Below are 20780 nucleotides of genomic sequence, written 5' to 3'. Positions count from 1 at the left end.
CAATGCGTGATCCGAATTCAGGCTGTTACCCGGCTCGAATCAGTGGGCACAAGGCTGTTCCCCCGAAGTCGATTCATCGCAGTTATGCCGTCGCCGATAGCCTTTACTGGCCCTTTAGCAGGGGCCTCGCTGGATTACTCTTTTTTGAGTTTCTGGATAAAGGGGTGATTTTGAATGCATACGCAACTTCCAACGGCTTTTCAAAACCTGCATTTACCGTTGCGGCTCAAGCTGTGGGACGGCTATCAGATGGATCTCGGCCCTGCGCCGAGCGTCACCATCGTGATAAAGGATCCGCAATTGGTGGCCGATTTCACGCACCCCAGCCTGGGCTTGCTGGGCAGCGCATTTGTCGAAGGACGTCTGGAACTCGAAGGCTCGATCAGCGAAGTCGTGCGCGTTTGCGATGAGCTGACGCACGCGCTGGTAGAGGATGACGACAGCGACGGTTCTCCGTCACGGGTTCGCCATGACAAGGACACCGATGCTGCGTCGATCGCCTACCATTACGACGTGTCCAACGACTTCTATCAGCTCTGGCTTGACCGGGAGATGGTCTATTCCTGCGCGTATTTCAAGACCGGCAGTGAGACTCTGGAACAGGCGCAGCGGGACAAATTCCATCATCTGTGCCGCAAGCTGCGCCTCAAACCAGGCGAGCACTTGCTGGACGTCGGCTGTGGCTGGGGCGGGCTGGCACGGTTTGCCGCTCGCGAATACGGTGTGAAGGTGTTCGGTATCACCCTCAGTCAGCAGCAGCTTGCGCTTGCCCGCGAGAGAGTGTGTGCCGAAGGGCTGCAGGATCAGGTTGATCTGCAACTGCTTGATTACCGCGATCTGCCGCAGGACGCGCGCTTCGACAAGGTCGTCAGTGTTGGCATGTTCGAGCATGTCGGGCACGCCAACCTGTCGCTGTACACGCAATGCCTGTTCGGCGCGGTAAAGGCGGGCGGGCTGGTGATGAATCACGGTATCACTGCACTGCATACCGATGGCCGCCCGGTGGGGCGCGGTGCAGGAGAGTTCATTGACCGCTACGTGTTCCCCAACGGCGAGCTGCCGCACCTGGCGATGATGACTGCCCACATCAGCGACGCCGGGCTGGAAGTGGTCGACGTCGAGAGTCTGCGTCCGCACTATGCCAAGACGCTGGAACACTGGAGCGCGCGTCTTGAAGAGCGGCTCAGTGAAGCCTCTGACATCGTTCCCGCACATACCCTGCGCATCTGGCGTCTGTACCTGGCGGGGTGTGCCTACGGCTTCACCAAAGGCTGGATCAACCTGCATCAGATACTTGCCGTGAAACCTTTCGCCGATGGGTCTACGGGGCTTCCTCTGACGCGCGAGGACATTTATCGCTGACCTGCAACGCGGGCTCCAGGCACCTCACAAGATCGGCGAAATGAGCCTCGCCACGCGCATGCCAAGCTGGTGCAGGCGTCGGGTTTCGTGGCTTTCCTGCAAGGATATTTCCCGCGCCACGGCAAAGTCGGCGACGAGCATGGCCTCGACCTGACTGGAGAAGTCGCTGTCCACTGTCAACAGCATCAGTTCGAAGTTGAGGCGGAACGAGCGGTTGTCGAGGTTGGCACTGCCGATGGCGGTGATTTCGTTATCCACCAGTACCACCTTCTGATGCAGAAAACCCGGGCCGTAGCGGAATACTCTGACGCCTGCACGCACGGCATCGAACGCGTAAAGGCTGGAGGCCGCGTAAACCACGTAATGGTCAGGGCGCGAAGGCAGCAGTAGTCGCACGTCGACGCCGCGCAGTACCGCGAGGGTCAGCGCTGCTGTAACCGCTTCATCGGGGATGAAATAGGGGCTGGTGATCCACACGCGCTCTTCGGCAGCGTGGATAGCTTCGACGAAGAACAACGAACAGGTTTCCTGCGGGTCTGCCGGGCCTGTGGTCAGCAACTGGCAGAGTACGCCATCTTCGGGAAATTCGTCGGGCAGGCTCAGTGGCGGCAACTCACGGGTGGCCCAGAACCAGTCTTCGGCAAAGGATTCCTGCAGACAGGCGACCACCGGCCCGATGGCTTCCACATGAGTATCTCGCCACGGTGCCAGCGGCGGTTTCAAGCCCATGTACTCGTCGCCGACGTTGTGCCCGCCCATATAGCCCTTGAGACCATCCACAACCACTATCTTGCGGTGATTACGGAAGTTGATCTGGAAACGGTTAAGCCAGCCACTGCGCGTGGCGAATGCCTTGACCTGTACGCCGCCGTTGCGCAACTTCTCGATATAGGACCACGGCAGCGCATGGCTGCCGATGCGGTCATACAGCACAAAGATCGCCACGCCCTGGGCGGCCTTTTCAAGCAACAGTGTTTGCAATTGCCGACCGAGCTTGTCGTCATGAATGATGAAGAACTGAATCAGAATAGTTTGTTTCGCCTCGCGGATCGCCTGAAAAATCGCTCCGAAGGTTTCTTCGCCATTGATCAACAACCTGACCTTGTTGTTGGCCAACGCAGGCATGTTCCCCAGCTTGGGCATCGCGCGCAGCTTCTCGTAGGCATCCGACCGACGCGCTGCCACGGCTTCTTCGATCCACGGCCGCCAATTGAGATTGCCGATAGCTGCACGCATCTCTTTGTTGGCCTCACGGCGCGCCTTGATGTAGGCGTCGAATGAACTGCGTCCGAATATCAGATAGGGCAGCAAAGTGAAGTAGGGAATGAACAGCAACGGCATCGCCCAGGCAATCGCGCCTTGGGAGGTGCGTACGGTCAACAAGGCGTGAATGGCGGCAATTGTGCCCAGCAGGTGTATGAAGCCAATGACATAACCGAAAAAATACGGGTCGTGATAATCCATGTGGAACAATGCTCCTCGCCTTGATCGCCTAAAAGACCACAGCTGGGCGGGAATGTCGCTATTTTATTAGCCGTGCAACTGGACGACGCTTGTGTCGTCTAAGGCTTATCTTTCGGCTGGTTTGCTCCGGCCTTGTCCGCACTTGCAAATGCCTGATCAGGAAACTTGAAATGAACAAACGCATGTTGGCTTGGATGTTTTGCCTGGCGACCCCGTTGGCTCAGGCGCAAATGCTGCAGCCGGGCCTTTGGGAACTGACCTCTAGCAATATGAAGGTGGATGGCCAGCAATTGCCGGACATGCAATTGATGCTGGGGCAGTTGCAGAACCTGCCACCTGAGCAGCGTGCCATGATGGAACAGATGATGAAAAAGCAGGGTGTCACGCTCGGCGGTAAAGGCGTGCGTGCCTGCCTGACTCAAGCTCAGGTGCAGGCGGACGACATTCCGCTGACCGATCCTGCTTCAGGCTGCACGCAGAAGATCACCGCTCGCAACGGCAAGACCTGGAATTTCCAGTTCTCGTGTCCTAAAGCGCAAGGTACAGGGCAAGCGCAGTTCCTTAGCGACCGTGAGTTCACGACCAAAGTGGTCGGTACTTTCAATGCGACTGGCCAGCAACAGAACGGCAGCATGGACACCCGTGCGGTCTGGCTAGGCCCGCAATGCGGCAACGTTGCGCCGCGTACCTGATCAAATTCATAGAGTTATGTTCCACGTGGAACACAGTTCATGAAAACGATGAGATTTTGTCGTTATCTACCTGTGTTTCATGACGGAATCTTCATGAAGGGCTTCATCTTTCACGCGTAACTGCATGTTATATTGTTACTAATAATGTGGATGAACCCTTCGTGAGCCGGGATGCTCGATTTGCTCTTTGAGACATTCCATGCACCGACGCCAAGTATTGCTCAATATGCTGCTGGCCAGCGCCGCCCTGACGCTGCCGTTGGGCGCCTATGCCACGCAAATCAGCAATGCACGCCTGTGGCGTACCAATGACAAGCTGCGGCTGGTACTCGACCTCAGCGGCCCCGTGCAATACAAGACTTTCACGCTCACTGCACCTGACCGGCTGATCATTGATGTCAGCGGTTCTCGGCTGACCGGCGACTTCAGTCAGTTAGCGCTAGATCGCACAGTTATCAAATCGATTCGCTCCGGGCACTACGGTACAGGCGATGACACGCGCATTGTTCTGGACCTGACCGCTCCTGTGCAGCTCAACAGCTTCCTGCTCGGCCCGGAAGGTGCGCAGGGTCATCGGTTGGTGCTGGACATGAGTTCCACCGCGCGCGCCCCCGTACAGATGGCCGAATTGCCGCCACCCGTGCCGGTTCCGATTCAGAGCAGCAAGGCGCACACCGGCCGCGACATCATGGTCGTGGTCGACGCCGGTCATGGCGGCAAGGACCCTGGCGCAGTCGGTTCTCGTGGCGAACGCGAGAAAGATGTCGTGCTGTCCATCGCTCAGTTGCTGGCTAGACGCCTGAAACGCGAGAAGGGCTTCGATGTGCGCCTGGTGCGCAACGATGATTTCTTCGTGCCGCTGCGCAAGCGCGTCGAGTTCGCGCATAAATCCAACGCCGACATGTTCATCTCGGTGCATGCCGACGCTGCGCCTCGTCTGACTGCTTCGGGGGCTTCGGTGTTTGCCTTGTCCGAAGGCGGAGCAACGTCGGCGACTGCGCGCTTCATGGCGCAGCGCGAGAACGGCGCAGACTTGCTGGGGGCGTCTTCGCTGCTCAACCTCAAGGACAAGGACCCGATGCTGGCGGGGGTCATTCTCGATATGTCGATGAACGCTACCATCGCTGCCAGTCTGCAACTGGGCCATACCGTTCTGGGCAGCCTGGAAGGCATCACCACGCTGCACCAGAAGCGCGTTGAACAAGCAGGCTTTGCGGTGCTCAAGTCGCCTGACGTGCCGTCGATTCTGGTCGAGACCGGGTTCATCTCCAACAGCCGCGACAGCCAGCGCCTTGTCACAGCGCGCCATCAGCAAGCCGTTGCCGACGGGTTGTTCGAGGGGCTGCAACGTTACTTCCAGCGCAACCCGCCTGTGGATTCGCACATGGCCTGGGTGCAGGCGCAGAAGCGCGAACAGCAAGCCTGACTTTATCAGCGGCAGCCGTTCAACCGGCTGCAGGTGATTTTGCTGCGCGTGCCGCTTGAGCTAGATACCCGCGTGATCGTCGTCCAGCCCACACGCTGCACGCTGCCAACCCAGGCTTCGCCATTCGAGGCCAACCCGGTAAAAAACGTCAGTTGCCCATAGCGGCTATTGGTCTGAGCCCAGCGGCGGTTGTCTATCCGCTCGTAGCCCCTCAACCAGGTTGTCGACCCGGCTGTCACCACGCTGTAGCTGTTGCCCAGCGCGTCGTGGCAGGCCAGCACCGTTGCGCTGCGCGTACAGCGTGCGAGGTCTGGGGCAGCCGCCATCGCGGCTGTACTGCTCAGTGTCACAAGCATGATCAAGCCCATTGCCAGTTCTTTCATGAAAAACCCGTCATCAAGGCTGATAGCTATTTTGTGTTGTTATACTATAACATCGCAAAGTGATTAGAGTCGGTTGCTTCAGGGGTTCGTTGCAGCCGACATGAACAAGGCCCGAGCCTTGCACCGCCTGGAGAATCCTGATGCCCAACCGCCTTCCTGTGACCGTTCTTTCCGGTTTTCTCGGTGCCGGTAAAAGCACTTTACTGAATTACATACTGCGCAATCGTGAAAATCTGCGCGTGGCCGTCATCGTCAATGACATGAGCGAGATCAACATTGATGGCAGCGAAGTTCAGCGTGATGTCAGCCTGAACCGCGCAGAAGAAAAACTGATCGAGATGAGCAATGGCTGCATCTGCTGCACCTTGCGCGAGGACCTGCTTGAGGAGGTCAGCAGACTCGCTCAGGACGGTCGTTTTGACTACTTATTGATCGAGTCCACCGGCATTTCCGAGCCGCTGCCCGTCGCGGAAACCTTCACCTTCCGCGACGAAGCCGGCCAGAGTCTTACCGACCTGGCGCGGCTGGACACGATGGTCACCGTGGTCGACGGAGTGAACTTCCTGCTTGATTACGAGGCTGCAGAAGGCCTTGCCTCGCGCGGTGAAACTCTTGGCGAGGACGACGACCGCTCGATTACCGACCTGTTGATAGAGCAGATCGAGTTTGCCGATGTGCTTCTGCTCAGCAAAATCGACCTGATCAGCTCCAGCGAGCGTGAGGAGTTGATGGCGATTCTGAAACGCCTGAATCCCGATGCCGAAATTGTACCGATGGTCATGGGTCAGGTGCCTCTGACGAAGATCCTCAATACCGGGCGTTTCAACTTCGAGCGTGCTTCCCAGGCCCCGGGCTGGCTGAAGGAAATGCGTGGTGAGCACGTAGCGGAAACCGAGGAGTACGGTATCGCTTCGACGGCTTATCGCGCTCGTCGCCCCTTTCATCCGCAACGCTTCTTCGATTTCATCAATCGCCCATGGACCAACGGCAAACTGCTGCGCTCCAAAGGGTTCTTCTGGCTGGCCAGCAAATACAAGGACGCGGGCAGCTGGTCACAGGCGGGCGGGCTGATGCGGCATGGTTTTGCCGGGCGCTGGTGGCGCTTTGTGGGCCGTGACAGTTGGCCTCAGGACAAGGAAAGCGTTGCTTCGATTCTTGAAAACTGGTCCGCCGAAACCGGAGACTGCCGTCAGGAGCTGGTGTTCATCGGGCAAAACATTGATTTTGCGCTGCTGACCTCCGAGCTGGACGGGTGCCTGCTCAGCGACGCCGAAATGGCAGATAGCGTCGAGTCCTGGAGCCAGCTGGAGGATCCGTTCGGGTCGTGGCACATGGAAGAGGTGGCTGCCTGATGCTCGCGCCTCTTCTGAACTTTCAGTCATCCGTGCGTCAGGTTCAGGGCGATACGCCCGGCGTGTTGAGCGAGGTACTGGAGAACGATGTCAATCTTGCGGTCTGGCAACGCCGCCTGCCTGCGCACATCGAGGACTTCAGCGCTTTGCTGCTGTCGATGAACGAGCCGCTTGCCGAATCAATGACCCTTGAGGTGAAGGGCGGCGACGTCGAGCCGAATCTGAGCATGCTTGCACCGGGATATGCCGACCTGCATGGCTATCAGGGCTTCATCGCTGACGTTTCCTGGCTGGTGAGCGCCTACGCCTGCCTGTTGGGGGCCGAATGTGTCGGGCTGCGTCTCAGGGTGCTCGACAAGGCCATGTGCCCGCGCTTCCATGTCGATCATGTGCCGGTGCGCCTGATTACCACCTATGGCGGTGTGGGCAGTCAGTGGCTGCACGAGGATGTGATGGACCGCACGCAGCTCGGTCGTCCTGAAGCCGAGCCGAACGATGCCGCCATCATCCAGCAGGTGGGCAGCGGCGACGTGGCGCTGCTCAAGGGGGAGCGCTGGCATGGCAATGAAGGCTTCGGTCTTATCCACCGTTCGCCGCCGCTGGCGAATAACGAGCGCAGGCTTATTCTGACCCTTGACTGGCTGGCGTAAGGCGCTTTACGGCGTTACCCACTGGCCTTTGCTCTGGCCTTCGCAAAAGGGCTTGAGGTACAGCGAATCACTGGCGACGCCGTAATAGTGAATGTTCTCGCGGTAAGGCATGTTGGCGACCTGCGCATTGCGGCAGATGCCGAACGCACCGCTCGGGCATTGCGCAGAGTAGGTCGTCTCAGTCTTCTGCCCGGCCAGTTGTGGCTGGCAGAAGCTGTCTTTGAACAGGTTGGCCGGGATATTGATATTTTCCTGGCAAACTTTGATGTCGAGCCGTTCTGCCTGGCTGTGTACCAGGCAGGCTTGCGCCCACGCCTGGCCCGAAGACATCGCCAGCAGCATCACTGCCAGGCGAGCACGCCGTATTACTTGCATCGTAACCTTCCCTTGCTCTTCAATGACCCACGCATTCGTCAAAAGTGATCTCATGCTGCAGAACATCCCCACGCACGTCATCGCAGGCCCGTTGGGTGCCGGCAAAACCACACTGATCAAACGCCTGCTGGCGCAGAAGCCTGCCAATGAGCGCTGGGCCATACTGGTTAACGAGTTCGGTCAGATCGGCCTGGATGCCGCATTGTTGAACACCGCCGCCGATGGTATCGCACTTGGCGAAGTGGCTGGCGGCTGCCTGTGTTGCGTCAACGGTGTGCCTTTTCAGATCGGTCTGGGACGATTGTTGCGTCAGGCCCGACCTGATCGCTTGTTGATCGAGCCCTCAGGCCTTGGGCACCCGGCGCAACTGATGGCGCAACTGCGCGAAGCGCCTTGGCGTGGCGTGCTTTCGGTTCAGCGCAGCGTGATGGTGCTGGACTCGGAAGCAATGGCTGCGGGGCTCCCGTTACCTGCCACGCAACGCGAGGCGCTGGTTGAGGCAGGCCTGGTGGTGATGAACAAATCCGAACAACTGGACCTGCCGTCGCGTCAGTCACTGACCGCGCAACTCAAGCCGCATGCCTTGCTGTGGACCCGCCACGGCGAACTGCCGCTGCACTGCTTGCCAGGGTTTGTCGACGGTTCGGCTGTGGATAAACAGTCTGTGGATAACCTTGCCTTACCCGAAAGCGTTGGCCAGCTGCCTGCGCTCTGGGCCAACCCGCGTGTGCCGATATGCCTGAGTCAGAGCAGCCCTGACGGCTGGAGCGTCGGCTGGCGCTGGCATTCGTCGCAACAGTTCGATCTGCAACGGCTGATGCATTGGCTGGAAAGCCTGACCTGGCAAAGGGCGAAGATGGTTATCCACAGTGAGGGCGGCTGGTATTCCGGCAACGTCGCAAACGGCGCGCCGATTGCCTGGCAGGTCAGCGAATGGCGCAAGGACTCACGCCTGGAATTGATCTTCTCGGTGCCCCAGGATGTGGATAAGTTGCAGGCGCAGATGGCGGAGTGTCTGGTGTGATGCGCGCTCAGCACAAAGCTGCACGCTAGCGCCGAGTGGCACCAGCAAGTCCTGAAACACCTGCAAAATGAGTTTTCGTCGGAGCGGGCTTGTCTGCGATGACGCTGCGCGCTGGCTCACGCTCATCCAGACGTCAAAGCTGAATAGCCCGCTACTGCTTCCACTTCTGATGCGATTGACGCCATTCGCTCATCTGAATGACTTCTGCGCTGGGCGGTGGTGTCTTGATTTCGAACGGGTAGGGCGCCAGTTCGATGTGCGCGGTGTGCGCGCCGAACATGGTGATCGTACCGGGGTGGCGTTGTTCGCCTGTGACGGTGAACTCAAAGCCATACACCCGAGCCAGGCGCTTGCGGCCCTGAGCGTCGGGGGCAAAGGTCAGGCGGCGCAGGGCAACGGCATCGTCGAGCAACTGGAGCTCGAGGCGTGCGCAATGCTGCTTCACACGTGCCAGCGCTTTTTCTCGCAAACCGTGGGCGTGCCACCACCAGGCCGCGGCGCTCGCGAACAGCATCAGCACGAAAATGTTTCCCAGGGTCAGCATGACGGAGTGCTCCAACAAAGGAGTGACCAGCTTAACTGCCCGGAGGGATTTACAGCCATACTGCGCGACTTATATTTATCATTACTGCACTTGCATCGTGTTCAGGATTCTACCCGCCATGAAACGTACGCCCCACTTGCTCGCCATTCAGTCCCATGTGGTATTCGGCCACGCCGGGAACAGCGCAGCGGTGTTCCCGATGCAGCGTATCGGGGTCAATGTCTGGCCGCTCAACACGGTTCAGTTCTCCAACCACACCCAGTACAAGCAGTGGACGGGTGAGGTGCTGGCCCCGCAGCAGATCCCCGCACTGATCGACGGTATCGCTGCGATCGGCGAACTGGGCAACTGCGATGCCGTCTTGTCGGGTTATCTGGGCAGTGCGGCGCAGGGCAGGGCCATTCTGACCGGTGTGGCGCGTATCAAGGCCGCCAACCCCAAGGCGCTGTACTTGTGCGACCCGGTGATGGGCCATCCGGAAAAAGGCTGCATCGTTGCGCCGGAAGTCGGTGACTTTCTGCTCCAGGAAGCCGCCGCCATGGCGGACTTCATGTGCCCCAACCAGCTGGAGCTGGACAGCTTCTCGGGCCGCAAACCGGAGTCCCTGCTCGATTGCCTCGCAATGGCCCGCGCGCTGCTGGCAAGAGGCCCAGAAGCCGTGGTGGTCAAGCACCTGGATTATCCCGGCAAGGCCGCCGACGGCTTTGAAATGCTGCTGGTGACTGCCGAGGCAAGCTGGCATCTGCGCCGTCCGCTGCTGGCGTTCCCTCGTCAGCCGGTCGGCGTGGGCGACCTTACGTCCGGGCTGTTTCTGGCACGGGTCCTATTGGGTGACGACCTGGTTGAAGCGTTCGAATTCGCCGCGGCAGCCGTCCATGAAGTACTGCTGGAGACCCAGGCCTGCGGCAGCTACGAGCTGGAACTGGTGCGCGCTCAGGATCGTATCGCTCACCCCAGGGTCAGGTTTGAAGCAGTAAAGCTCTGAGCCCGGCGCGTTGTCAGTGGCTTGGGCATCCTTGCCTGAGCCCGCTGATCAAAGCGCTTCTTCTTTGATGTCCTGATAACGCTTTTCCAGTTCCTGGCGAATCTGGCGGCGTTGCTGCGCCTGGATATAACGACGCTTAGCATCGGCAGATTCAGGTTCCAGAGGCGGCACGCTGGCGGGTTTGCGGTTGTCGTCCACGGCGACCATGGTGAAGAAGCAACTGTTGGAATGACGAACCGAGCGCTCACGAATATTTTCGGTGACCACCTTGATACCGACCTCCATCGAGGTGTTGCCGGTGTAGTTGACCGAGGCCAGAAAGGTCACCAGCTCGCCGACGTGTACCGGCTCGCGAAAAATCACCTGGTCCACCGACAGCGTTACCACATAGCGGCCGGCGTAGCGGCTCGCGCACGCGTAGGCCACTTCGTCCAGGTATTTGAGCAGCGTGCCGCCGTGTACGTTGCCAGAGAAGTTGGCCATGTCCGGGGTCATCAATACAGTCATCGACAGCTGGGCGTTTCCGGGTTCCATAGCGTACTCACACGGTCAAGTTGTTCAAGGGACGCCTATGCTGGCGCTCAGAAGGGCTTGCAACAGTTATCGGGACGCTGGCCAGCAGGTGACCGTCACGCACCATAACTATCTGTTTCCATATATTGCACCGGCTTTATGTCGAAGGGGGCAGTGATAACCTGCAAAAAACCGCGGATCGGGTTTTTTCTTACGTTTTAATCGGATTTCGATGACGAACCGGGTGGCTCACGCCTTACAAGGTGTGGCGATGTCGGTTGCGAACGTCATCACCAAAAAGGAGCTTCGCCACCATGCATGCCATCAATTTCATTCAAGACCTGGCAGTGATCATGCTGGTGGCGGGCGTGGTGACCATTCTCTTTCATCGCCTTCGTCAGCCGGTGGTGCTCGGTTATATCGTCGCCGGCTTCATCATCGGCCCGCACACGCCTCCGGTCAGCCTGATCCACGATGAGGACACCATCAAGATCCTGGCCGAGCTGGGGGTGATCTTCCTGATGTTCTGCCTGGGGCTGGAGTTCAGCCTGCGCAAGCTGTTCAAAGTCGGTGCCACGGCCTTCATCGCAGCGTTTCTCGAAATAGCCCTGATGATCTGGATCGGCTATGAAATTGGCCAGTATTTTGGCTGGAAGACGATGGATTCGTTATTCCTCGGCGCAATTCTGGCGATCTCCTCGACCACCATCATCGTCAAGGCGCTCAACGACCTGAAGATGAAGAACCAGCATTTTGCCCAACTGATTTTCGGCGTGCTGATCGTCGAAGACATCCTGGGCATCGGCATCATTGCGCTGCTGTCCGGTATTGCGGTCAGCGGCTCGGTCAGTTCGGGCGAGGTCTTTTCCACCGTCGGCAAGTTGTCGCTGTTCATGATCGTGGCGTTGGTCGTGGGTATTCTGCTGGTCCCGCGATTGCTGTCCTATGTCGCCAGATTCGAAAGCAACGAGATGCTCCTGATCACTGTGCTGGGCTTGTGTTTCGGCTTCTGCCTGTTGGTGGTCAAGCTGGAATACAGCATGGTGCTGGGGGCGTTCCTGATCGGCGCAATCATGGCCGAGTCGCGTGAACTGCTGAAGATCGAGCGCTTGATCGAGCCGATTCGTGATCTGTTCAGTGCAATATTCTTCGTCGCCATCGGGTTGATGATCGACCCGAAAATCCTGCTGGAATATGCCTGGCCGATTGCGGTCATCACCGTCGCAGTGGTGTTGGGCAAGATGATTTCCTGCGGCCTCGGGGCCTTTATCGCAGGCAATGATGGCCGCACCTCACTGCGCGTGGGCATGGGGCTGTCACAGATTGGCGAGTTTTCCTTCATCATCGCAGCGCTAGGCATGACCCTGCAGGTCACCAGCGACTTCCTGTACCCGGTGGCCGTTGCCGTATCGGCGATCACCACGTTGTTGACGCCGTACCTCATTCGCGGCGCCGACCCTCTCTCGCTCAGACTGGCCGCGATCATGCCCGGACGCGTGGCGCGGGTATTCGGTATGTACGGCGAATGGTTACGCAGCATTCAGCCACAAGGACAGGGCGCAGTGCTTGCCGCGATGATCCGGCGGATCCTGCTGCAGGTGGGCGTCAACCTGGCACTGGTGATGGCGATCTTCTTCAGCGGCGGCTACTTCGCTGAACGTCTCGGCGGGTATATGAACCAATGGGTGGGTGACCCCAGCCACCAGAAAGCCTGGATCTGCGGCGCGGCATTGTTGCTGTCGTTGCCTTTTCTGATCGCGGCGTACCGCAAGCTCAAGGCGCTGTCGATGTTGCTGGCAGAGATGGGAGTCAAACCTGAAATGGCGGGTCGACACACCGTACGGGTGCGCAAGGTGGTGGCGGAGGTGATTCCGCTGCTGTCGCTGGTGGTGATTTTCATCATGCTGGCGGCGTTGTCGGCGAGTATTCTACCGGCCAACGAATTGCTGCTGGTGGTTGCTCTGGTTGCTGCGCTTGTCGCTGCATTGCTGTGGCGCTGGCTTATCCGCGTGCATACGCGAATGCAGATCGCCCTGCTCGAAACCCTCGGAAACAATCAGGAATCATCCGGGCATTGAGCCCGGCGATTCTCAGACTGCGCAGCAAGGTGTCTCAGCTTTCCAGCCAGACATCCCGAGCCCAGTGCCAGACCGATTCCCAGCTGTCTTCGGTGACCAGTTCTTCTTCGGCGGACCACAGCAATACAGTGCCGTCTTCCTCGACGCAGTAGTAGTCGTCACCGTCCTGGCAGATAGGGATCAGCTCGCGCGGCACGCCCAGATCCCAGGCAGTTGCACACACTTCGGGAAGGTAGGTGTGTGACTGCGGATCGGTAACGGTGACAGGCTCCAGGCTGCCATACACCACATCGCTGACCGTCAGGAGGAACTCCTTGAAGACGAACGGGATGTTGATGAACAGCTGCTCCTCGATCTCGACCAGCAGGTCTTCGTCAGGCAACTCGAGCGGAACAGGGACCGGCTCGTTAGCTTCACGCAATTGTTCGATGACTTCTTCCACGACACGGATCCTCTCACTTGATGGCGCGGGTTATACAGTAGCGTAAAGCCTTTCTCAAAATAACTATCCGAACGGATAAACAAAAACCCCGGACATGTCCGGGGTTCTGAACGCGAGAACGGTATCTGGTTCAACCGTTCTGGCGAATTCCTGCTACCAGCCAAGGCTGGTTATCGCCTTGCAGTCGCTCCATGTTCCAGCTTTCGCTGAACACTTCGCCCTGATCAAAGCGTGACGTCTTGGAGACGCCGGAGAACGTCAGCGTGGCGATAGTCTTGTCGGCACGATCATCGACACCGTCCAGCTGAACATTGAGGTTCTCGATGTAGGTCGACTGGAAGCCGTCGCCCAGGTCGGCACGTTCTTTTTTCAGGAACTGAAGCATTTGCGGAGTGACGAACTCGGCAATCTTGTCCATCTCGTTGGCGTCCCAATGCTGCTGCAATGACTGGAAGTGACCGCGAGCGGCTTCCAGAAAACGTTCTTCATTGAACCAGGCCGGTGCATTGATCGCTGGTGGGGCAGAAGCCGGCGACGAACTGCCGAAAATCGGGTTCTGTGTCGGCTGGCTGGTTTCACGCTGGTATGGCGCACCGGCAGGAGCCATTTTAGGCTGTTGCTGCTGACGACGGCGCGCGATGAAGCGGAAGATCAGGAAGGCGATCAGGCCCATGATCAGGATGTCGAACAGCTGCAGGCCGTTGAAGCCGTCGCCCATAAACATCGACGCCAGCAGGCCACCGGCAGCGATACCGGCCAATGGGCCTAGCCAGCGGGAGGCGCCGCTTGCGGCAGGGGCAGGGCGGCCAGCAGCGTTAGGTGCAGCGGCCGGAGCCGCCGGTGCGGTCTGGCGTGCCTGATGCGTAGGCGCCGAGCCCATACTCTTGCCGCCACCGAAGCGCGCGGCATTCACATCCAGGCTCATGGTGAGCCCGATGCAAAGCGCCATCGCGATGCTTAGAAAACGTTGCATAAGGGTATTCCCGTTTTGTGATTGCATGCGCGCCATGTTGCACAGCAGAGGCCTGTGTGACCAGCGCGTTAGTGTTTCGGACTTTTACACAAATAGCGTAGGACTTTTCAGCGCGCTTCGTAAGATGTGCATGAGGGTTATCGTTCATCACTTCAGCGTGGGAATGCGTTGGGTGACGCTTCGCGTCATAAATCTGCGTTGCACCGCGCATTCCAGCCCTAAGCAGAGCGTCTGGAACTGCATTACCACGCTGAGTGGGAACGATATTCACGTCCATGCCGTTCGGCCTACAACGGCACCAGCTTCGCATACCCCATCATCAGCCACTTGCTGCCTTCGGAGAAGTTGACCTGCACGCGCGCCTGAGCGCCTGCGCCTTCGAAGTTGAGGATCACGCCTTCGCCAAACACCGCGTGCTGCACACGCTGGCCCATGGTGAACTCGGTTTCCGGAATGCCGGTGCCGTTGAACAGGCTGCTGCTGTTGAACTTCGGCGTGCCACCGAACGGACGGTTGACGCTGTTGGACAAGCGCACTTCCTGAATCAGCGCAGGTGGAATCTCCCGCACGAATCGCGAGACCTTGTTGTAGGTCTCGCTGCCGTACAGACGACGCGTTTCGGCGTAGGTCATCACCAGCTGTTTCATCGCGCGGGTAATGCCCACGTAGGCCAGACGGCGTTCTTCTTCCAGGCGACCCGGTTCTTCCAGGCTCATCTTGTGCGGGAACAGCCCTTCTTCCATGCCCACCAGAAACACATGCGGGAATTCCAGACCCTTGGCGCTGTGCAAGGTCATCAACTGAATACTGTCTTCGTGTTCCTGCGCCTGCGTATCGCCAGCTTCCAGTGACGCATGGCCCAGGAAGGCCGCCAATGGTGTCAGATCTTCTTCGCTCTCGTGGTTCTCGAAGGCCCGTGCAGCGCTGACCAGTTCCTCAAGGTTTTCTACGCGAGCCTGGCCTTTCTCGCCTTTTTCCTGTTCGTGATACGCGATCAGCCCGGACTGTTCGATGACCGTCTGGGTCATCAGGTGCAGCGGCATTTCCATGACCTTGGCGGACAGGTTCTCGATGAGTTCGATAAACCCGCCCAGCGCAGTGGCCGCGCGGCCGGTCAGGCCCTTGTTGGCGACCAGCAGACGCATGGCTTCCCACATGGAAACGTCGGCATGACGCGCATGCTCGCGAATGGCTTCGACGGTTTTCTCACCGATGCCGCGCGCCGGTACGTTGATCACCCGCTCCAGCGCCGCATCGTTACCGCGGCCTTCCAGCAGGCGCATGTACGCCATCGCGTTCTTGATCTCGGCGCGTTCGAAGAAGCGCTGTCCGCCATAGATCCGGTATGGAATGCGCTCGCGCAGCAGTGCTTCTTCCAGCACTCGCGACTGGGCGTTGGAGCGGTAGAGAATGGCGATATCGTTGCGCGATATACCGGTTTTCAATGCGCTTTCAATGGTCTCGACCACGTAGCGCGCTTCGTCGTGCTCGTTGAAGGCGGCGTACAGATTGATCAGCTCACCATCACCGACATCGGTCCACAGCTCTTTGCCCAAACGACCGCTGTTGTTGATGATCAAGCCATTGGCGGCCTTGAGAATGCTCGCTGTGGAACGGTAGTTCTGCTCCAGACGTATGACTTCTGTGTCCGGGAAATCGGATGAATATTGGTGGATATTCTCGATCTTCGCGCCGCGCCAGCCGTAAATGGACTGATCATCGTCGCCGACCACCATCAGGCTGTCGCCACCTTGGGCCAGCAGACGCAACCAGGCGTACTGCACGGCGTTGGTGTCCTGGAATTCGTCGACCAATACGTGGCGGAAGCGACGCTGATAGTGCGCGAGCAGGCCCGGATTGTCGCGCCACAGGTCGAGCGCTCTCAGCAGCAGTTCGGAGAAGTCGATGACGCCGGCCCGCTGGCAGGCGGCTTCGTAGGCTTCGTAGACGCTTTTCATGGTGGTCAGGAAAAGGTCGCCGCTGGCCTGAATGTGCTTGGGGCGCAGACCCTCGTCTTTCTGACCGTTGATGAACCACTGGGCCTGACGCGCGGGCCAGCGTTGCTCATCCAGGCCAAGCTCGCGCATCACACGTTTGACCAAGCGTTGCTGGTCATCGCTGTCGAGAATCTGGAAGGTCTGCACCAGCCCGGCTTCCTGCCAGTGCGCACGCAACAGGCGGTGTGCCAGGCCGTGAAAGGTGCCCACCCACATGCCGGCCGGGCTGATGCCCATCAGCTGTTCGATGCGGTGACGCATCTCGGCAGCCGCCTTGTTGGTGAACGTCACCGACAGCACCGAATGCGGCGAGGCTTGCTCGACCTGCATCAGCCAGGCGATGCGATGCACCAGCACACGGGTTTTGCCGGAGCCTGCACCGGCCAGGACCAACTGACGACCCAATGAGGCGGCTACGGCCTGACGTTGGGCATCGTTGAGAGAATTAAGAAGAAGAGAGAGATCATCGCGCATCGGCGCATTCTAGGGTGCTGCGCCAAGGTCGGCAAACCATGCTTTGCGTCAGACAACAAAAAACAGACGGTGCAGACGACCGGTCATCGCCTGCGGTGCGCGTCGGATGTGCCCCGGCTACTTTTACTTATCGAGCAGCCCGCCAGGTGGGTTCGTCCTTTCCCATGATGTAGGATTATTCCCACATTTTTTTGCGAATTATCCTTTCAAAGCCTGTGCAGTGCGTCTCAGCGTCGTTTAACTGGGCGGTTTGCAGGTCATGTAGTATAACTACAAGAAAGCTACACCCAGCCCATAATCCTCTTGCCGAGTCTGCCTCTTGAATCTGCTGCAACACATCGCCCAGTCACGTGATCTGCTTCGCAAATCGGAGCTCAAGGTAGCCGACCATGTGCTGCTTGACCCTGCGGCCGTGATGCACAGTTCCATGGCTGATCTGGCGCACAGCGTCGGGATCAGCGAGCCGACCATTGTGCGGTTCTGCCGCGCCATCGGTTGCACCGGGTTTCAGGACCTCAAGCTCAAGCTGGCCCAGAGCCTGGCGGCGGGTGCCAGTTTTGGGCAGTTCGCGATTCATGAAGACGATTCGGTCGCTGACTACAGCCTGAAGATTTTCGACACCACGCTGCACACGCTGATGGAGGTGCGTGAAAACCTTGACCCTCACGCGCTGCAACTGGCCGTGACAGCGATGGCCGGTGCCAACCGGGTCGAGTTCTACGGTTTCGGTGCCTCTGGCGCGGTGGCTGCCGATGCGCAGCACAAGTTCTTCCGCTTATTGCTGACGGCAGCGGCCTATTCCGACCCGCACATGCAGGCCATGTCGGCCGTTACGCTCAAGCCCACCGATGTAGCCGTGTGTATCTCCCAGTCGGGGCGTTCCAAGGATTTGCTGATCACGGCCAATCTGGTTCGCGAGAGCGGTGCAACCCTGATCACGTTGTGCCCCAGCCAGACGCCGCTGGCAGAACTGTCCTCGGTCAATCTGGCCATCGACGTGCATGAAGACACCGAAATCTACACGCCGTTGACTTCCCGCATTGCGCATCTGGTGGTCATCGATGTGCTTGCGATGGGTGTCGCCATGGCGCGGGGCCCGAGCCTGGTCAATCACCTGAAGAGCGTAAAGCGCAGCCTGCGCGGCTTGCGCCTGTCGCCGAAGTCGATCAAGACCCACGAAGACTGATTACCGCTGACAGAGCAGAATTCATCGATTTGTCACCTGCGTGCCGCCTGACTGTCACTCGTGCGCCTCATTCTGATGCTCCCGTAAAACGTATTGGGAGACAGGACATGGCTCGGCATTACGATGATTTACCCAACAGCACCGTGAAAACCCGCCGTCAGCAGGAAGATCAGCGTCGCATGGAGTTTCGTCGGGCAATTGAGAGCTACAGTGAAGCGCGTCAGCTCAATCAGGAGCTTTGCGACTATATGGAAGGCATGCACAGCGCCGTCTGGCAGACTATCAAGTTGCCTGCGGTCGACCGTCGAAGCGCTCGACAAGCTGGGTGATCTGCGCACGTTCGGTGCGGATGAACGCCAGAAACGCATTCGCGACAGGCGAAAGGCGTTTGTCTCTGGCCTGAACCACGCACCAGCTTCGGTATAACGGCAGCTCCGCCACGGGCAGCTCCACGAGCGTGCCGGTGGCGAGTTCGTGGCAGACTGCGTGCCGCGTCAGCATGGCCAGGCCCAGGCCAGCCACCACGCATTCGCGTTGGGCCTCACTGGACGACACCTCAAGCGTCTGGGCGAAATGCACGTGTTTCTCTTTGAAGTATTCCTCGCAGGCTCTACGGGTGCCCGAGCCTGTTTCCCGGGTCAGCAGTGGCCACGGCTCGAGATCCCTCAAGTTCAGTGTTTCACGACTGCTCAGCGGATGATCCGGTGGCGCGATGGCGACTATCGGGTTATTCAGGAACGGCAGAAACTCTAGTCCCATGTCTAGTGGAACTGCTGACATCACTACCAGATCGTCGCGGTTATCCGACAATCGCCTGATGATCTGCGCACGATTGACCACCATCAAGCTGAGACTGACTTCCGGGTAGCGACGTTTGAACGCGGCGAACAGGTGCGGGATGAAATACTTGCAGCTCGACTCTACGGCCAGCTTCAGTTGGCCTTGCAGCGATCCCTGCATGTCCGACAGCTGCATGTCCAGATTTTCCAGGCGCCCGAAAATATCCCGGCTGGCCAGCTGCAGTGCTTCGGCCGCCTCGGTCAGGTAGAGCTTCTTGCCGACGTATTCGAACAGCGGCTGGCCGATCAGCTCTTCAAGCTGCTTTATCTGCAAGCTGACGGCAGGCTGGGTCAGCGACATTTCTTCGGCTGCGCGGCTGTATGAGCGCAGATCGCACACTTCGTTGAAAATGCGCAGCTGACGCAATGTCATGCGCATCAAGGACTTACGCATTCAAAAAGCCTTTTTGATCGTGTAGGAAAAGCAACTATAAGCTTTTACTTATGTACGACCCAATTTTTACTCATTTTTGTTAATCCCTGATCCGGACTAGGGTGTGCCTGCGACATCGAGTCACATGCCAGGTTACAAAAAAGTGCGGGTACAGCGCTTGCCTGGATGTGCTGACCGGTTTGGTCTTTAGGGTCGAGGAATCATCAGTGATAACAAAAATTCTGATCGCCAACCGCGGAGAGATCGCCGTCCGCATCGTGCGCGCGTGTGCCGAAATGGGCATTCGCTCGGTGGCGATATTCTCCGATGCTGACCGGCATGCCTTGCACGTCAAGCGTGCGGACGAAGCCTACAGCATTGGTGCCGAACCGCTGGCGGGCTACCTGAACCCGCGCAAGCTGGTCAATCTGGCCGTGGAAACCGGGTGCGATGCGCTTCACCCCGGTTATGGTTTTCTGTCTGAAAACGCCGAACTGGCTGATATCTGCGCCGAACGCGGCATCAAGTTCATCGGCCCTTCGGCGGAAGTGATACGGCGCATGGGCGACAAGACCGAAGCGCGGCGCAGCATGATCAAGGCCGGGGTGCCGGTAACGCCCGGCACCGAGGGCAATGTGGCCGACATTCAGGAAGCATTGGTCGAAGGCGAACGCATTGGCTATCCGGTCATGCTCAAGGCCACTTCCGGCGGTGGCGGGCGCGGCATCCGGCGTTGCAACAGCCGTGAGGAGCTGGAGCAGGCGTTCCCCCGGGTGATTTCCGAGGCGACCAAAGCCTTTGGCTCGGCAGAAGTCTTTCTGGAAAAGTGCATCGTCAACCCCAAGCACATCGAAGCGCAGATTCTGGGCGACAGCTTCGGCAATGTGGTGCATCTGTTCGAGCGCGACTGCTCGATACAACGTCGTAACCAGAAGCTGATCGAGATCGCTCCCAGCCCTCAATTAACGCCTGAACAGCGCGCCTACATCGGCGATCTTTCGGTGCGTGCCGCCAAGGCTGTCGGTTACGAAAACGCTGGCACTGTGGAGTTTCTGCTCGCCGAGGGCGAGGTGTACTTCATGGAGATGAACACCCGTGTGCAGGTCGAGCACACCATTACCGAAGAAATCACCGGTATCGACATTGTCCGCGAGCAGATCCGCATCGCGTCCGGACTGCCTCTGTCGGTCAAGCAGGAGGACATTATCCACCGCGGTTTTGCTTTGCAGTTCCGAATCAACGCCGAGGACCCGAAGAACAACTTCCTGCCCAGTTTCGGCAAGATCACTCGTTATTACGCGCCCGGCGGGCCTGGTGTGCGTACCGACACGGCTATTTATACCGGCTACACCATTCCGCCGTTCTACGACTCGATGTGCCTGAAGCTGATCGTCTGGGCGCTGACCTGGGAAGAAGCAATGGATCGCGGCCTGCGCGCTCTGGACGACATGCGCCTGCAAGGGGTGAAGACCACGGCGGCGTATTACCAGGAAATCCTGCGCAACCCGGAATTTCGCAGTGGTGAGTTCAACACCAGTTTTGTCGAGAGCCACCCCGAGCTGACCAATTACTCGATCAAGCGCAAACCCGAAGAGCTGGCTCTGGCCATTGCCGCCGCCATTGCCGCACACGCCGGTCTGTAAGGAAT

The 20780-nt window shown here is 58.7% G+C and carries 20 protein-coding genes; 11 read left to right on the top strand and 9 right to left on the bottom strand.

Annotated features, from left to right (window positions below):
• Positions 1–174: 174 nt before the first annotated feature.
• Positions 175–1362, top strand: a complete 1188-nt coding sequence (gene cfaB / locus POR16_RS25015; protein WP_122381187.1) for a C17 cyclopropane fatty acid synthase CfaB — start codon at positions 175–177, stop codon at positions 1360–1362.
• Between the two features lie 24 nt (positions 1363–1386).
• Here the strand turns inward: cfaB and cls are convergent, their stop codons facing one another.
• A complete protein-coding gene (gene cls, locus POR16_RS25010; protein ID WP_005895001.1) occupies positions 1387–2826 on the bottom strand; it encodes a cardiolipin synthase in 1440 nt (479 codons plus the stop codon).
• 170 nt (positions 2827–2996) lie between these two features.
• On the opposite strand from cls, the gene POR16_RS25005 reads away from it, so the two are divergent.
• Entirely contained in the window at positions 2997–3518 is a 522-nt protein-coding gene (locus POR16_RS25005; RefSeq protein ID WP_005895004.1) for a DUF3617 domain-containing protein, read from the top strand.
• 199 nt (positions 3519–3717) lie between these two features.
• Positions 3718–4944 (top strand): N-acetylmuramoyl-L-alanine amidase, encoded by a 1227-nt coding sequence (locus POR16_RS25000; RefSeq protein ID WP_024669543.1) that lies wholly within the window; start codon positions 3718–3720, stop codon positions 4942–4944.
• 5 nt (positions 4945–4949) lie between these two features.
• Here POR16_RS25000 and POR16_RS24995 read toward each other — a convergent pair whose 3' ends face one another.
• Positions 4950–5327 (bottom strand): hypothetical protein, encoded by a 378-nt coding sequence (locus POR16_RS24995; protein ID WP_005895009.1) that lies wholly within the window; start codon positions 5325–5327, stop codon positions 4950–4952.
• Positions 5328–5467: 140 nt separating this feature from the next.
• On the opposite strand from POR16_RS24995, the gene zigA reads away from it, so the two are divergent.
• Both zigA and POR16_RS24985 read left to right on the top strand, forming a co-directional pair.
• Entirely contained in the window at positions 5468–6679 is a 1212-nt protein-coding gene (zigA, locus tag POR16_RS24990; RefSeq protein ID WP_005895012.1) for a zinc metallochaperone GTPase ZigA, read from the top strand.
• Positions 6679–7329: a DUF1826 domain-containing protein gene (locus POR16_RS24985; RefSeq protein ID WP_005895016.1), complete on the top strand. Its 651-nt coding sequence runs from the start codon at positions 6679–6681 to the stop codon at positions 7327–7329. The genes zigA and POR16_RS24985 overlap by 1 nt, the downstream gene beginning before the upstream one ends.
• 6 nt (positions 7330–7335) lie before the next feature.
• On the opposite strand, the gene POR16_RS24980 is transcribed toward POR16_RS24985, so the two are convergent.
• Positions 7336–7704, bottom strand: coding sequence for a hypothetical protein (locus tag POR16_RS24980; protein WP_005895019.1), 369 nt, complete (start codon positions 7702–7704; stop codon positions 7336–7338).
• Between the two features lie 52 nt (positions 7705–7756).
• Here POR16_RS24980 and POR16_RS24975 point away from each other — a divergent pair, with 52 nt between their 5' ends.
• Positions 7757–8728 (top strand): CobW family GTP-binding protein, encoded by a 972-nt coding sequence (locus POR16_RS24975; RefSeq protein WP_005895022.1) that lies wholly within the window; start codon positions 7757–7759, stop codon positions 8726–8728.
• Between the two features lie 151 nt (positions 8729–8879).
• Here POR16_RS24975 and POR16_RS24970 read toward each other — a convergent pair whose 3' ends face one another.
• Entirely contained in the window at positions 8880–9272 is a 393-nt protein-coding gene (locus tag POR16_RS24970; protein WP_005895025.1) for a DUF3301 domain-containing protein, read from the bottom strand.
• A gap of 118 nt (positions 9273–9390) precedes the next feature.
• On the opposite strand from POR16_RS24970, the gene pdxY reads away from it, so the two are divergent.
• Complete coding sequence (pdxY, locus tag POR16_RS24965) at positions 9391–10257, top strand: pyridoxal kinase PdxY (protein ID WP_005895026.1); 867 nt, start codon at positions 9391–9393, stop codon at positions 10255–10257.
• 48 nt (positions 10258–10305) lie between these two features.
• On the opposite strand, the gene POR16_RS24960 is transcribed toward pdxY, so the two are convergent.
• A complete protein-coding gene (locus POR16_RS24960) occupies positions 10306–10791 on the bottom strand; it encodes an acyl-CoA thioesterase (RefSeq protein ID WP_005895029.1) in 486 nt (161 codons plus the stop codon).
• Between the two features lie 293 nt (positions 10792–11084).
• On the opposite strand from POR16_RS24960, the gene POR16_RS24955 reads away from it, so the two are divergent.
• Positions 11085–12848 (top strand): cation:proton antiporter, encoded by a 1764-nt coding sequence (locus POR16_RS24955; protein WP_005895032.1) that lies wholly within the window; start codon positions 11085–11087, stop codon positions 12846–12848.
• A gap of 34 nt (positions 12849–12882) precedes the next feature.
• Here the strand turns inward: POR16_RS24955 and POR16_RS24950 are convergent, their stop codons facing one another.
• The 3 genes from POR16_RS24950 to uvrD all read right to left on the bottom strand — a co-directional run bounded on the left by POR16_RS24950 (position 12883) and on the right by uvrD (position 16734).
• Complete coding sequence (locus POR16_RS24950; protein WP_005895035.1) at positions 12883–13290, bottom strand: SMI1/KNR4 family protein; 408 nt, start codon at positions 13288–13290, stop codon at positions 12883–12885.
• Positions 13291–13420: 130 nt separating this feature from the next.
• Entirely contained in the window at positions 13421–14263 is an 843-nt protein-coding gene (locus POR16_RS24945; RefSeq protein ID WP_005895038.1) for a Tim44 domain-containing protein, read from the bottom strand.
• A 287-nt stretch (positions 14264–14550) separates the two neighbouring features.
• Complete coding sequence (uvrD, locus tag POR16_RS24935; RefSeq protein WP_005895041.1) at positions 14551–16734, bottom strand: DNA helicase II; 2184 nt, start codon at positions 16732–16734, stop codon at positions 14551–14553.
• A gap of 319 nt (positions 16735–17053) precedes the next feature.
• Here uvrD and hexR point away from each other — a divergent pair, with 319 nt between their 5' ends.
• Together hexR and POR16_RS24925 are read left to right on the top strand one after the other, a co-directional pair.
• Entirely contained in the window at positions 17054–17920 is an 867-nt protein-coding gene (gene hexR, locus POR16_RS24930) for a transcriptional regulator HexR (RefSeq protein WP_005895044.1), read from the top strand.
• Between the two features lie 143 nt (positions 17921–18063).
• On the top strand, positions 18064–18249 hold the full coding sequence (locus POR16_RS24925; protein WP_005895046.1) for a PA3496 family putative envelope integrity protein: 186 nt from the start codon (positions 18064–18066) through the stop codon (positions 18247–18249).
• On the opposite strand, the gene POR16_RS24920 is transcribed toward POR16_RS24925, so the two are convergent.
• On the bottom strand, positions 18203–19153 hold the full coding sequence (locus POR16_RS24920) for a LysR family transcriptional regulator (RefSeq protein ID WP_005895051.1): 951 nt from the start codon (positions 19151–19153) through the stop codon (positions 18203–18205). The genes POR16_RS24925 and POR16_RS24920 overlap by 47 nt on opposite strands.
• A 206-nt stretch (positions 19154–19359) precedes the next feature.
• Here POR16_RS24920 and POR16_RS24915 point away from each other — a divergent pair, with 206 nt between their 5' ends.
• Complete coding sequence (locus POR16_RS24915) at positions 19360–20775, top strand: acetyl-CoA carboxylase biotin carboxylase subunit (protein WP_005895054.1); 1416 nt, start codon at positions 19360–19362, stop codon at positions 20773–20775.
• Positions 20776–20780 lie beyond the last annotated feature (5 nt).

This window comes from Pseudomonas coronafaciens pv. oryzae str. 1_6 (assembly GCF_000156995.2).
Lineage (GTDB): Bacteria > Pseudomonadota > Gammaproteobacteria > Pseudomonadales > Pseudomonadaceae > Aquipseudomonas > Aquipseudomonas tremae.
Note: the sequence above shows the minus strand (reverse complement) of the source record. Positions and strands in the feature narration are given on the sequence as shown.